Source organism: Methylobacterium tardum (assembly GCF_023546765.1).
Classification (GTDB): domain Bacteria; phylum Pseudomonadota; class Alphaproteobacteria; order Rhizobiales; family Beijerinckiaceae; genus Methylobacterium; species Methylobacterium tardum.
The window spans coordinates 4,808,520-4,822,727 of record NZ_CP097484.1 but is presented as its reverse complement, the minus strand read 5'-3'; the positions used below and the strand labels follow the sequence as shown (position 1 = coordinate 4,822,727).

The following is a 14,208-nucleotide window of genomic DNA, read 5'->3' as shown; positions in this document are numbered from 1 at the left end:
ATGCGATGCACCCTGACGGTCACCTCCAAGCGACGCATCCTGTGCGTCTTTCCCGCCTACACGCCGTCCTTCGGGACATTCTCCCACGCCTACCCGCTGATGGGCGGGGTGAAGGCGTTCATGCCGCCGCAAGGGCTGCTGCTGATCGCGGCCTACATGCCCGAGGCCTGGGAATGCCGGTTCATCGATGAGAATATCCGCCGCGCCGGCCCGGCCGACTTCGCCTGGGCCGACGCGGTGTTCGTGTCCGGGATGCACATCCAGGAGCCGCAGATCCACGATATCCGCGACCGCGCCCACGCGGCCGGCAAGGTCACGGTGCTGGGCGGCCCCTCGGTTTCGGGTGCCCCGGAGAAGTACGGCGACTTCGACTACCTCCATATCGGCGAGATCGGCGACGCCACCGACCAGCTCGTCACGCGCCTCGACGCCGACCTGACGCCGCCGCCTGCTCAGGTGGTGCTGGAGACGAAGGACCGGCTCGCGCTCTCGGACTTCCCGGCCCCGGCCTACGAGGCGGCGCCGCTCAAGCGCTACCTGATCGGCTCGCTGCAATTCTCCTCGGGCTGCCCGTATCGCTGCGAGTTCTGCGACATCCCGCAGCTCTACGGGCGCCAGCCGCGGCTGAAGAGCCCGGAGCAGATGTGCGCCGAGCTCGACGCCATCATCAGCCAGCCCGGCCATCCGGCGGTGGTCTACTTCGCCGACGATAATTTCATCGGCAACCGCAAGGCGACCCGCGAGATGCTGCCGCACCTCGTGGAATGGCAGAAGAAGAACAATTACCCGCTCCAGTTCGCCTGCGAGGCGACGCTGAACATGGCCAAGCAGCCCGAGATCCTCGAGCTGATGCGGCAGGCCAACTTCATGACGGTGTTCGTCGGCATCGAGACACCGGAGGCCGAGGCCCTCAAGGGCATCGACAAGACCCACAACGCCGCCGTGCCGATGTACGAGGCGATCGAGACGCTGAACTCCTACGGGCTCGAGGTGACCTCGGGCATCATCCTGGGGCTCGATTCCGACACCGACAAATCCGAGCAGAACCTGATCGACTTCATCGACCGCTCGGCGATCCCGGTCCTGACCATCAACCTGCTCCAGGCGCTGCCCAAGACCCCGCTCTGGGACCGGCTGGAGCGCGAGGGTCGGCTCCTGCACGACGCCAGCCTCGAATCGAACGTGCTGTTCAAGCGGCCGCACGATTCGGTGGTCAGCAGCTGGCGCCGGGCGATCGCCCATGCCTACGAGCCGGAGAAGATCTTCGAGCGGTTCAAGCACCAGTGCGCGGTGACCTACCCGAACCGGATCACGACGCCGACCGCCGGCAAGCTGACCTTCACCAACCTGCGCCGCGGCCTGATCCTCGGCTTCAACATCATCACCCGGGTCGGGATCTTCTCCGACTACCGCAAGCCGTTCTGGAGCGCGGCCGGCTACGCGCTGAAGCGTGGGCAGATCGAGGCAGTGTTCAACATGGGCTTCGTCGCCCACCACCTGATCCGCTTCACCCGCGAGGCCCTGCGCGGCGAGCACAACGCCTCGTTCTACGCCGCCAAGGCCGCGGAGGCGAAGGAGGCCCGTGACCGGAGTTGGTGGGAGGCGGCCCGGCGCAAGCTGGTGCCGGAGCGCGAGGCGGCGTAATCGACACCCGCCAAGCGATGCAATCGCGGCAAGGCTCCCACGCAACCCCTTGCCTGCGGCGGAAAAGTCGCGCTTCGGCCCTTGGCAGGTGGCTTGCTAGGCTCTATACACCGCGCCTCACGCATTTCATCCTCACGGAAGGAGAACGGCCAATCGGCCGGTTTCCGCTTGAAATGTCGCCCGGGCAACCGGGTGGCACTGGCCGGAAGGATCCAAGGGGCGACGAGCCCCGCGGAGCCTTGTCCGGCCATGTCCTGTCCGAGACTGCAGGTGCCGGTTCGCCGGCTTAATCCGCCAGCCTGCACAGACGGGGAAGACCGAATTCGAAACGCCTCGCCTCGGCTCCCGGCCGCGGGGAGGTATCGGTTTGAACCCACTCGCCCGAGGCGGCCCGGAAGGGCACGCGCGGGGACAGGGCCGCGAAGCGTCGTTCGGACGTTCCCGGTCTTTCGGCCGAGATCACGTCCGGGCGGCATGTGCAACCGGCGGACCCGAACCCGGGTTCCGCCAACCGGAGAGAGCCCAGTGGACCGGACAGCTAAAGCTGATCTCGTCTCGACGCTCAACGGCGTGTTCAATCAGAGCGCCGTCGTCGTCGTGGCCCACTACAAGGGCCTCACGGTCGCCGACATGCAGAAGCTGCGTTCGCAGATGAAGCAGGCCGGCGCCACCGTGAAGGTCGCCAAGAACAGCCTCGCCGGCATCGCACTCGATGGCACGGACGTCGCCTCCATCAAGCCGCTCCTGAAGGGCCCGACCCTGCTCGCCTATTCGGGCGATCCGGTCGCTGCCGCGAAGGTCGCGGTCGATTTCGCCAAGGCTAACGACAAGCTCGTGATCCTCGGCGGCGCGATGGGGACAACGGCCCTGAACCCGGACGGCGTGAAGGCCCTCGCCTCGCTCCCGTCCCTCGACGAACTGCGCGCAAAGATCGTGGGCCTCGTGCAGGCGCCCGCGACCAAGATCGCCCAGGTCGTCAATGCGCCGGCGGCCAAGCTCGCCCGCGTGTTCGGGGCTTATGCCAAGAAGGACGAGGCCGCCTGAGGCCCTTCAAAAATCACCTGTTCGAACCGATATCTGAGAGGAATTCAAAATGGCTGATCTTGCCAAGCTCGTCGACGACCTGTCCTCGCTGACCGTTCTCGAGGCTGCCGACCTCGCCAAGATGCTCGAAGAGAAGTGGGGCGTCTCGGCCGCTGCCGCCGTCGCCGTGGCTGCCGGCCCGGCTGCCGGTGGTGGCGCTGCTGCCGTCGAGGAGCAGACCGAGTTCACGGTCGTCCTGGCGTCCGCCGGCGACAAGAAGATCGAGGTCATCAAGGAGGTCCGCGCGATCACCGGCCTCGGCCTCAAGGAGGCCAAGGACCTGGTCGAGGGCGCGCCGAAGCCGGTCAAGGAAGGCGTCGCCAAGGACGAGGCCGAGAAGCTCAAGGCCCAGCTCGAGAAGGCCGGCGCCAAGATCGAGCTCAAGTAAGTCGACGATGGGCCGGTTCCGGCCCATCACCCCACGGAGGTCCGTCTCGGGCCTGTCGTGACCGGAGCCCGCGGGTGTTGCGCCCGCGGGCTTTAGGCCGCTTCGGCGGATGGTCCCGCGAGGGGCCGGCGAGAGATTCAGGTTCGGTGGCGCGGCCCGGCGGGGCGCGCGTCACGGCCCGGTGCGGGAGGTCCCTTTCGGGAACGCTTCCCCGGGCGAGAGGTACGCGGGTAGGAGCGAGGTCACATGGCCAACACGCTGGTCGGTCGCAAGCGCATTCGGAAGTTCTTCGGCAAGATCAAGGAAGTTGCCGAGATGCCGAACCTCATCGAGGTTCAGAAGGCGTCCTACGACCAGTTCCTGATGGTCGACGAGCCCGAGGGCGGGCGCGCCGACGAGGGGCTGCAGAGCGTGTTCAAGTCGGTGTTCCCGATCTCCGACTTCGCCGCCACGGCGCTGCTCGAGTTCGTGCGCTACACCTTCGAGGCGCCCAAGTACGACGTAGACGAGTGCCGCCAGCGAGGCATCACCTTCGCGGCCCCGCTGAAGGTCACGCTGCGCCTCATCGTGTTCGATGTCGATCCCGACACCCAGGCCAAGTCGGTCAAGGACATCAAGGAGCAGGACGTCTACATGGGCGACATGCCCCTGATGACGGAGAACGGCACCTTCATCGTCAACGGCACCGAGCGCGTCATCGTCTCGCAGATGCACCGCTCGCCGGGCGTGTTCTTTGACCACGACAAGGGCAAGACCCACTCGTCGGGCAAGCTCCTGTTCGCCGCCCGCATCATCCCGTACCGGGGCTCCTGGCTCGACGTCGAGTTCGACGCCAAGGACATCGTGCATGTCCGCATCGACCGGAAGCGCAAGCTGCCGGCGACGTCGCTGCTCTACGCCCTGGGCCTGGACGGCGAGGAGATCCTGTCGACCTTCTACAACAAGGTCGTCTACGACCGGGACGGCGCCGAGTGGCGCGTGCCGTTCGATGCCGAGCGCATGAAGGGCATGAAGGCGACCGTCGACCTGATCGACGCCGATTCCGGCGAGGTCGTGCTCGAGGCCGGCAAGAAGCTCAACGCCCGCAACGCCCGCCAGATCACCGAGAAGGGCACCAAGTTCCTCAAGGCGACCGACGAGGATCTCATCGGCCAGTACATCGCCGAGGATCTGGTCAACACCCAGACCGGCGAGATCTGGGCCGAGGCCGGCGAGGAGATCACCGAGAAGCTCCTGAAGAGCCTCGAAGAGGTGGGCACCACCGAGCTGCCGGTGCTCGACATCGACCACGTCAACGTCGGTCCCTACATCCGCAACACGCTGGCGGTGGACAAGAATTCCGGCCGCGAGGGCGCGCTGTTCGATATCTACCGGGTCATGCGCCCGGGCGAGCCGCCGACCCTCGACACCGCCGAGGCGATGTTCCACTCGCTGTTCTTCGATTCCGAGCGCTACGACCTCTCGGCGGTCGGCCGCGTGAAGATGAACATGCGTCTCGATCTCGACGCCGCCGACACCGTGCGCACGCTCCGCAAGGAGGACATGCTGGCGGTGGTCAAGGCGCTGGTCGAGCTGCGCGACGGCAAGGGTGAGGTCGACGACATCGACCACCTCGGCAACCGCCGCGTCCGCTCGGTGGGCGAGCTCATGGAGAACCAGTACCGCCTGGGCCTCCTGCGCATGGAGCGCGCCATCCGCGAGCGCATGAGCCAAGTCGATATCGACACGGTCATGCCGCAGGATCTGATCAACGCGAAGCCGGCGGCCGCGGCCGTGCGCGAGTTCTTCGGCTCGTCGCAGCTGTCGCAGTTCATGGACCAGACCAACCCGCTGTCCGAGGTGACGCACAAGCGCCGCCTCTCGGCGCTTGGCCCGGGCGGTCTGACCCGCGAGCGCGCCGGCTTCGAGGTGCGCGACGTGCACCCGACGCATTACGGCCGCATCTGCCCGATCGAGACGCCGGAAGGCCCGAACATCGGCCTGATCAACTCGCTCGCCACCTTCGCGCGGGTGAACAAGTACGGCTTCATCGAGACCCCGTTCCGCCGCGTCCGCGACGGCGTGGTCACCGACGAGGTCGCCTACCTCTCCGCCATGGAGGAGGCGAAGTACTACGTCGCCCAGGCGAACGCCCAGATGGACGAGAACCGCAAGCTCACGGAGGACCTCGTGGTCTGCCGCCGGGCCGGCGAGGTGATCGTCGTGGGTCCTGAGCGCGTCGACCTCATGGACGTGTCGCCGAAGCAGCTCGTCTCGGTCGCCGCGGCGCTGATCCCGTTCCTCGAGAACGACGACGCCAACCGCGCGCTCATGGGCTCGAACATGCAGCGCCAGGCGGTGCCGCTGGTCCGCGCCGACGCCCCGTTCGTGGGCACCGGCATGGAGGCGGTGGTCGCCCGCGATTCCGGCGCCGCCATCGCGGCCCGCCGGGCCGGCATCATCGACCAGGTGGACGCCACCCGTATCGTCATCCGCGCCACCGAGGAGGCCGACGCCAACAAGCCCGGCGTCGACATCTACCGGCTGCAGAAGTTCCAGCGCTCCAACCAGTCGACCTGCATCACGCAGAAGCCGCTGGTCCGCGTCGGCGAGTTCGTGAAGAAGGGCGAGATCATCGCCGACGGTCCCTCGACCGAGTTCGGCGAGCTGGCGCTCGGCCGGAACGTGCTCGTCGCGTTCATGCCGTGGAACGGCTACAACTTCGAGGACTCGATCCTGCTCTCCGAGCGGATCGTGAAGGATGACGTGTTCACCTCGATCCACATCGAGGAGTTCGAGGTGATGGCCCGCGACACCAAGCTCGGGCCGGAGGAGATCACCCGCGACATCCCGAACGTCTCCGAGGAGGCGCTCAAGAACCTCGACGAGGCCGGCATCGTCTACATCGGTGCCGAGGTGAACGCGGGTGACATCCTCGTCGGCAAGATCACCCCGAAGGGCGAGAGCCCGATGACGCCGGAGGAGAAGCTGCTCCGCGCCATCTTCGGCGAGAAGGCCTCGGACGTGCGCGACACCTCCCTGCGGGTGCCGCCGGGCGTCACCGGCACGATCGCCGAGGTCCGGGTGTTCAACCGCCACGGCGTCGACAAGGACGAGCGCGCCCAGGCGATCGAGCGCGAGGAGATCGAGCGGCTCGCCAAGGACCGCGACGACGAGCAGGCGATCCTCGATCGCAACACCTACGCCCGTCTGGCGGACGTGCTGATCGGTCAGGCGCCGGTGGCCGGCCCGAAGGGCTTCAAGAAGGACACCACGCTCACCCGCGAGCTGATCAACGACTACCCGCGCTCGCAATGGTGGCAGTTCGCCGTCATCGGCGACCGTCTCATGACCGAGATGGAGGCGATGCAGAAGCAGTACGACGAGTCGAAGAAGCGCCTCGAGCAGCGCTTCCTCGATAAGGTCGAGAAGCTGCAGCGCGGCGACGAGCTGCCGCCCGGCGTCATGAAGATGGTCAAGGTCTTCGTGGCGGTGAAGCGCAAGATCCAGCCGGGCGACAAGATGGCTGGCCGTCACGGCAACAAGGGTGTCGTGTCGCGGATCGTGCCGATCGAGGACATGCCGTTCCTGGAGGACGGGACGCATGCCGACATCGTGCTCAACCCGCTGGGCGTGCCCTCGCGCATGAACGTCGGCCAGATCCTGGAGACGCACCTCGGCTGGGCGGCTGCGGGCCTGGGTCGCAAGGTGTCGAAGGCGGTGGATGCCTATCTGAAGACGCAGGACATCGCGCCGCTGCGGGAGGAGATGAAGGCGATCTACTCCCCGGGCGAGCTCGACGGCCTGACGGACGAGGAGCTGGCCGAGGCCGGCAACAACGTCCGCCGCGGCGTGCCGATGGCCACCCCGGTGTTCAATGGCGCCAAGGAGGCCGACATCGAGCAGATGCTGGAGATGGCCGGGCTGGACCGCTCGGCGCAGTCGACGCTCTACGACGGGCGCACCGGCGAGCCCTTCGACCGCAAGGTCACCATGGGCTACATCTACATGCTGAAGCTCCACCACCTCGTGGACGACAAGATCCACGCGCGCTCGATCGGCCCGTACTCGCTCGTCACCCAGCAGCCGCTGGGCGGCAAGGCGCAGTTCGGCGGACAGCGCTTCGGCGAGATGGAGGTCTGGGCGCTGGAGGCCTACGGCGCGGCCTACACGCTGCAGGAGATGCTCACGGTGAAGTCGGACGACGTGGCCGGCCGCACCAAGGTCTACGAGGCGATCGTCCGCGGCGACGACACGTTCGAGGCCGGCATCCCCGAGTCGTTCAACGTGCTCGTCAAGGAGATGCGCTCGCTCGGCCTCAACGTCGAGCTCACCTCCTCCAAAAAGGCGGCCAACGACCAGCTGGAGCCGCCGGCGGACGCGGCCGAGTAAGCCAAGAGAACCACACCTCCCGTGGCGGCGGAGTGCCGCCGCCACGGTCGAGCGGGAAGGGGAGGGGCCTTCCAGGGTTCGACGACGGTGAGCAGCGCCCGTGCGGGGTGCGGCGCCGGATCTTTTTCAGGACGCGGTGGCCCGGCGCGGGGCTGCCGGCGTCAACAAGGAGCGGATCATGAACCAAGAGGTCATGAACCTTTTCAACCAGCAGGCCACGCCGGTCAGCTTCGACCAGATCAAGATCTCGATTTCATCCCCGGAGAAGATCCTCTCTTGGTCGTACGGCGAGATCAAGAAGCCCGAGACCATCAACTACCGGACCTTCAAGCCCGAGCGCGACGGCCTGTTCTGCGCGCGTATCTTCGGGCCGATCAAGGACTATGAGTGCTTGTGCGGCAAGTACAAGCGCATGAAGTACAAGGGCGTCATCTGCGAGAAGTGCGGCGTCGAGGTCACCCTCGCGCGCGTCCGGCGCGACCGCATGGGCCATATCGAGCTGGCCGCCCCTGTCGCCCACATCTGGTTCCTGAAGTCGCTGCCGAGCCGCATCGGCCTGCTGCTCGACATGGCGCTCAAGGACCTTGAGCGGATCCTGTACTTCGAGTCGTACTGCGTCATCGAGCCGGGTCTCACCCCCCTGAAGGAGCGTCAGCTCCTGTCGGAGGAGGAGTACCTGCGCGCGCAGGAGGAGTACGGCGAGGACTCGTTCACCGCCATGATCGGCGCCGAGGCCATCCGGCGCATCCTGCAGGAGCTCGACCTCGACAAGATCGCCAACGATCTGCGCGAGGAGATTGCGGTCACCACCTCGGAGCTGAAGCCCAAGAAGCTCCTGAAGCGGCTCAAGATCATCGAGGCCTTCCAGATGTCCGGCAACAAGCCGGAATGGATGATCCTCACGGTCGTGCCGGTGATCCCGCCGGACCTGCGCCCGCTGGTCCCGCTGGACGGCGGCCGCTTCGCGACCTCCGACCTGAACGACCTTTACCGCCGCGTCATCAACCGCAACAACCGCCTGAAGCGGCTGATCGAGCTGCGCGCGCCCGACATCATCATCCGCAACGAGAAGCGGATGCTGCAGGAGGCCGTCGACGCCCTGTTCGACAACGGCCGCCGCGGCCGCGTCATCACGGGTGCCAACAAGCGCCCGCTGAAGTCGCTCGCCGACATGCTGAAGGGCAAGCAGGGCCGGTTCCGCCAGAACCTGCTCGGCAAGCGCGTCGACTACTCGGGCCGCTCGGTCATCGTGGTGGGTCCGGAGCTGAAGCTGCACCAGTGCGGCCTGCCCAAGAAGATGGCGCTGGAGCTGTTCAAGCCGTTCATCTACGCGCGCCTCGACGCCAAGGGGTTCTCGGCCACCGTCAAGCAGGCCAAGAAGCTCGTGGAGAAGGAGAAGCCGGAGGTTTGGGACATCCTCGATGAGGTGATCCGCGAGCACCCGGTGATGCTGAACCGCGCGCCGACTCTGCACCGCCTCGGCATCCAGGCCTTCGAGCCGAAGCTGATCGAGGGCAAGGCGATCCAGCTGCACCCGCTGGTCTGCGCCGCGTTCAACGCCGACTTCGACGGCGACCAGATGGCCGTGCACGTCCCGCTGTCGCTTGAGGCGCAGCTGGAAGCGCGCGTCCTCATGATGTCGACCAACAACATCCTGCACCCGGCCAACGGTCAGCCGATCATCGTGCCGTCGCAGGATATCGTTCTCGGCCTCTACTACCTGTCGATCGTGGCCGAGGGCGCTCCGGGCGAGTTCAAGCCGGGCAACACCAAGAACCCGATGCAGGGCGTCTACGGCGACATGGGCGAGCTGGAGCACGCCCTGGCCGCCAAGGCCGTGTCGCTACACTCGAAGATCAAGTGGCGCTGGACCGGCATCGGACCGGACGGCGAGCCGCTGACCAAGACCTACGAGACCACGCCCGGCCGGGTCATCCTGTCCGGCGCCCTGCCGAAGCACGCCAAGGTGCCCTTCGACGTCGTCAACAAGCTGATGACCAAGAAGGAGATCTCGGCGATGATCGACACCGTCTACCGCCATTGCGGTCAGAAGGAGTCGGTGATCTTCTGCGACCGGATCATGGCGCTGGGCTTCACCCACGCGTTCAAGGCCGGCATCTCCTTCGGCAAGGACGACATGGTCGTGCCGGAGAACAAGTGGTCGATCGCCGACACGACCCGCGCGCTCGTGAAGGATTACGAGCAGCAGTACAACGACGGCCTGATCACGCAGGGCGAGAAGTACAACAAGGTGGTCGATGCCTGGGCCAAGTGCTCGGACAAGCTGGCCGCCGAGATGATGGGCCGCATCTCGGCCGTCCAGAAGGACGAGCACGGTGCGGACAAGCAGGTCAACTCGATCTACATGATGAGCCACTCGGGTGCCCGTGGCTCGCCTGCCCAGATGAAGCAGCTCGCGGCGATGCGCGGCCTCATGGCCAAGCCGTCGGGCGAGATCATCGAAACCCCGATCATCTCGAACTTCAAGGAAGGCCTGGACGTTCTGGAGTACTTCAACTCCACGCACGGTGCCCGTAAGGGCCTGGCCGACACCGCCCTGAAGACCGCCAATTCCGGCTACCTGACCCGCCGCCTCGCCGACGTGGCGCAGGACGCCGTCATCCGCGAGACGGATTGCGGCACGACCAACGGCATCAAGATGCGCGCCATCGTGGATGCCGGCCGTGTCGTGGCGACGCTCGCCACCCGTATCCTGGGCCGCGCCACGGCCGAGGATCTGGTGGCCGCGGACGGCACGGTGATCGTCAAGACCGGCGAGACCATCGAGGAGCGGCACCTGCCGGCGATCAACGCCGCCGGCATCCAGGAGGTGAAGATCCGCTCGGTGCTGGTCTGCGCCACCAAGAGCGGCGTCTGCGCTACCTGCTACGGGCGCGACCTCGCCCGCGGCACGCCCGTCAACATGGGTGAGGCCGTCGGCGTCATCGCGGCGCAGTCGATCGGCGAGCCGGGCACGCAGCTCACGATGCGCACCTTCCACATCGGTGGTGCGGCCCAGATCGCCGACTCGTCCTTCATCGAGTCGAGCTTCGAGGGCACGATCAAGATCCGCAACCGCGCCGTGGCCAAGAACACGGACGGGGATCTGATCGCCACCGGCCGCAACGTGGCGGTCGTCATCGTCGGGTCGGACGGGGTCGAGCGGGCGGTCCACCGCCTGCAGTACGGCGCCAAGCTCCGGGTCGACGAGGGTGACAAGATCAAGCGCGGGCAGCGGATCGCCGAGTGGGATCCCTACACCCGTCCGATCCTCACCGAGGTGGACGGCATCGTGGCCTACGAGGATCTGGTCGACGGCCAGTCCATGACCGAGACCACCGACGAGTCGACCGGCATCGCCAAGCGCGTCGTCGCCGACTGGCGCGGCTCGGCCCGGACCTCGGACCTGAAGCCCGCGATGGTCGTGGTCGACCGGGACGGCAAGGCGCTCAAGCTGCCGCGCGGCTCGGACGCCCGCTACTTCCTGCCGGTCGACGCCATCATCGGCTTCGACCCGGGCGCGACGGTCAAGGCCGGCGACATCCTCGCCCGCGTCTCGACCGACTCGGCCAAGACCCGCGACATCACCGGCGGTCTGCCGCGGGTGGCGGAGCTGTTCGAGGCCCGGCGCCCGAAGGACGCGGCGATCATCGCCGAGAAGTCGGGCACCATCGCGTTCGGCCGCGACTACAAGAACAAGCGTCGGCTCACGCTGACGCCGCATGACGGCTCGGAGGCGGTCGAGTACCTGATCCCGAAGGGCAAGCACATCCACCTGCAGGACGGCGACGTGGTCGAGCTCGGCGATTACATCGCCGACGGAAACCCGGCGCCGCACGACATCCTGGCGATCAAGGGCGTGGAGGAGCTCGCGGCCTACCTCGTCAACGAGATCCAGGAGGTCTACCGGCTGCAGGGCGTGTCGATCAACGACAAGCACATCGAGGTGATCGTCCGTCAGATGCTGCAGAAGGTCGAAGTGACCGACGGCGGCGACTCGGACATCCTCTCGGGTGACCAGATCGATCGCACGGAGCTGACCGACTACAACGAGAAGCTGCTTGCCGAGGGCAAGAAGCCGATCCAGGGCGTCCCCGTCCTGCTCGGCATCACCAAGGCGTCGCTGCAGACCAAGTCGTTCATCTCGGCGGCCTCGTTCCAGGAGACCACCCGCGTCCTCACCGAGGCGGCGGTCAACGGCAAGGTCGACACCCTGGAAGGCCTGAAGGAGAACGTGATCGTCGGCTCGCTGATCCCGGCGGGCACAGGCTCGATGGTGGCGGATATCCGCTCCATCGCCCGCCGCCGCGACGCGATGATCCTGCAGCAGAAGCAGACCGAGAGCGGTGCGATGCCGGTCGAGGAGCTTCCGCCCGCCGCCGCCGAGTAAGGCGGCAGGTCGGACTGAGACGGGAGAGGGCGGCCTTCGGGCCGCCCTTTTCTTTTGCGGGAACGCGCCGTCTTTCCGGGGCGCCGGAGGCGAGCCCGGAACCCAGAGCCGCTGTCGGCGCAGGATCTCGATGCGTCGGCGGCTCCGGGATGACGACGGCGGGACCCGGCAGAGTTCCCGCACAATGCGGGACAATGCGCACGTCAACGGCTTAACCGACCCGCAACCATACCGCGCGATAAATCCTGGGCGGCCCCAGAAACACCCTGGAAACGGGGAGGATCGGGCCGGTTCGGGTGCGTGAGTGCGGGTCTGGCGTCGTGGGCACGAGACGGGGACGACGGGAATCGAGCCTGCGCTGGCTCTCGGCGGCGATGACGCCCTGGATGGTCGGCCTCGGCCTCCTGGTGTCGTTCACAGCCGATGCCGGCACGGAGAACGCCATCGGGTCGAGCCGGCTCGGCGTGATCGATGCCGGCACCGTCCCGCCGCTGCCGCCAGGCACCGTCCTGATCGGCTCCGCCCTGCGGCGCCTCTCCGACGAGCCGCCCCAGGCCGTGTTCAAGACCGGCGCGCATGTCTTCCCGGTGGTGCAGCGGGGGACCAAGGGCAATCCGGCCCGGCCACCCGCCGAGAGCTTCATCCGTCGGGCCGCCGCCCTGCGCGAGACGGGCGCCGCCCTGGTGTTCGGCGACGTCACCGGCAGCGTCAGCGGCGTGCTCACCCAGGGCTCCGCAATCTGGGACCCGGAATCCGAGCCGGAAGCCACCTTCATCCCGGTGCCGGATCTCGGCCTGACCACGGGCGCCGGCAGCGCCGCCTCCACGGGCGAGGGCTCGGCCGACCTGACCGAGGACGGCGGTCCCGAGCGCTTCGACGGCTCGACCCCACCGGTGCCCCGCGCGGTCGCCCTGTCGTCGACCACGCCGGCGCCGGCGGACGCGATCCCCGTCGAGGTCGCCGCGGCGAGCCTCGCCCTGCCCGATTTCGCGATCCGCACCGAGCGTCCCGACAGCGCCCAGCCGGTCCCGGAGGACGCGCGGCGCCGCTACGCCGACCTGATCGACCCGGATTCCCTCGACAAGGAGCAGCGCTGCCTGTCGGAGGCCGTGTATTTCGAGGCCCGGAGCGAGCCGGAGGCGGGGCAGGCCGCCGTCGCCCAGGTGGTACTGAACCGGGTGAAGAGCGGGCTCTACCCGGCGAGCGTCTGCGGCGTCGTCTACCAGAACCGGCACCACTACATGGGCTGCCAGTTCTCCTTCGCCTGCGAGGGCAAGTCCCTGCGCATCACCGATGCCGGCGCCTGGGAATCGGCCACCCGCATCGCCCGCTCGGTGATCGAGGGCCGGACCTACCTCGCCGAGGTGGGCGCCGCGACCCACTACCACGCCGACTACGTGCGGCCCGGCTGGGCGCGCCGCCTGCGCAAGATGGACGTGATCGGCCGTCACATCTTCTACCAGCTTCGGGCCGGGCAGACTTGAGGAGCCGGCCCTGGTCCGGATTTCACAAGAAAGACTGTCGTTAAAAGAGAGAATCCTACCTAAGTAGGCGACGTCTAAGCAGTCGAAACCGAGGGTTAATTTTACCTTCGATTCGGATAATGCTTGCGCGCAAGGCAACGAGTCGGGCCTCTAGTACGTCGAGACGGGCGTCGCTTCCGCGTCGCTTCTCGCCAGTATCGCGTACCAGAGGACGTCCATGACCGCGCCGGTCGCTCGCATCACTCTTCTTGCCGCCGCTCTCGGCGGCCTGCTCCTCGCCGCACCCGCCCAGGCCGGCGGCTGCTACAGTTCCGAATGCTACCGCCACGTGGTCACGCCGCCGGTCTACGACACCGTGCAGGAGAACGTGCTGGTGCGTCCGCCGCGCACGGTCTACCGGACCACGCCGCCGGTCTACGACACCGTGTCCGAGCGCGTCATGGTCTCGCCGGGCGGCCGCTTCTGGCAGACCAGCCGCGGTCCCGGCGGTGAGCTGGTCGGCTGCTGGGTGACCACGCCGCCGCGCTTCGCGGTGCGCACCCGGACCGTGCTGGTGCGTCCGGCCCAGTCGATCCCCGAGACGATCCCGCCGGAATACGCCAGCGTGAGCCGCCGGGTGCTCGTGGCGCCGGCCCGCTCCGGCTGGGTGCCGGCCGGAGGCGGCTACGGCGGCGGTTACGCCCCTGCTGCCTATGCGGGTGGTCCGCTCGTCGGCTCGATCCCCGATGCGGTCGGCATCACCGGTGCCAGCTCGTCGGATATCGGCGTCGGCCTCGGCTTCTCCTACGGCAGCCGCTACGAAGGTTACTGATCGGAGGCGCGGCCCGGGCGACGTGTCCGGGCCGCCT

7 protein-coding genes are annotated in these 14,208 nt (G+C 67.4%); all 7 read left to right on the top strand.

The genetic code is table 11. The features are described 5' to 3' along the window. The 7 genes from M6G65_RS23075 (at nucleotide 1) to M6G65_RS23045 (ending at nucleotide 14,171) form a co-directional block, all read left to right on the top strand. A complete protein-coding gene (locus M6G65_RS23075) occupies nucleotides 1–1,644 on the top strand; it encodes a B12-binding domain-containing radical SAM protein (protein WP_250102931.1) in 1,644 nt (547 codons plus the stop codon). 525 nt (nucleotides 1,645–2,169) lie between these two features. Then, nucleotides 2,170–2,688 (top strand): 50S ribosomal protein L10, encoded by a 519-nt coding sequence (gene rplJ, locus M6G65_RS23070; protein WP_192710162.1) that lies wholly within the window; start codon nucleotides 2,170–2,172, stop codon nucleotides 2,686–2,688. A gap of 49 nt (nucleotides 2,689–2,737) precedes the next feature. Continuing rightward, on the top strand, nucleotides 2,738–3,115 hold the full coding sequence (rplL, locus tag M6G65_RS23065) for a 50S ribosomal protein L7/L12 (RefSeq protein WP_192710161.1): 378 nt from the start codon (nucleotides 2,738–2,740) through the stop codon (nucleotides 3,113–3,115). Nucleotides 3,116–3,361: 246 nt separating this feature from the next. Beyond that, entirely contained in the window at nucleotides 3,362–7,486 is a 4,125-nt protein-coding gene (gene rpoB / locus M6G65_RS23060; protein WP_250102930.1) for a DNA-directed RNA polymerase subunit beta, read from the top strand. 178 nt (nucleotides 7,487–7,664) lie between these two features. Continuing rightward, nucleotides 7,665–11,876, top strand: coding sequence for a DNA-directed RNA polymerase subunit beta' (rpoC, locus tag M6G65_RS23055; protein ID WP_250102929.1), 4,212 nt, complete (start codon nucleotides 7,665–7,667; stop codon nucleotides 11,874–11,876). 386 nt (nucleotides 11,877–12,262) lie between these two features. Continuing rightward, nucleotides 12,263–13,360: a cell wall hydrolase gene (locus M6G65_RS23050; RefSeq protein ID WP_238197719.1), complete on the top strand. Its 1,098-nt coding sequence runs from the start codon at nucleotides 12,263–12,265 to the stop codon at nucleotides 13,358–13,360. A gap of 217 nt (nucleotides 13,361–13,577) precedes the next feature. Then, entirely contained in the window at nucleotides 13,578–14,171 is a 594-nt protein-coding gene (locus M6G65_RS23045; RefSeq protein WP_238197644.1) for a hypothetical protein, read from the top strand. The last annotated feature ends 37 nt before the right edge of the window (nucleotides 14,172–14,208 follow it).

Coding starts and splice junctions, on each gene's coding strand:
- M6G65_RS23075 (WP_250102931.1), top strand. CDS start 1: ATGCGATGCACCCTGACGGTCACCTCCAAGCGACGCATCCTGTGCGTC.
- rplL (WP_192710161.1), top strand. CDS start 2,738: ATGGCTGATCTTGCCAAGCTCGTCGACGACCTGTCCTCGCTGACCGTT.
- rpoB (WP_250102930.1), top strand. CDS start 3,362: ATGGCCAACACGCTGGTCGGTCGCAAGCGCATTCGGAAGTTCTTCGGC.
- rpoC (WP_250102929.1), top strand. CDS start 7,665: ATGAACCAAGAGGTCATGAACCTTTTCAACCAGCAGGCCACGCCGGTC.
- M6G65_RS23050 (WP_238197719.1), top strand. CDS start 12,263: ATGGTCGGCCTCGGCCTCCTGGTGTCGTTCACAGCCGATGCCGGCACG.
- M6G65_RS23045 (WP_238197644.1), top strand. CDS start 13,578: ATGACCGCGCCGGTCGCTCGCATCACTCTTCTTGCCGCCGCTCTCGGC.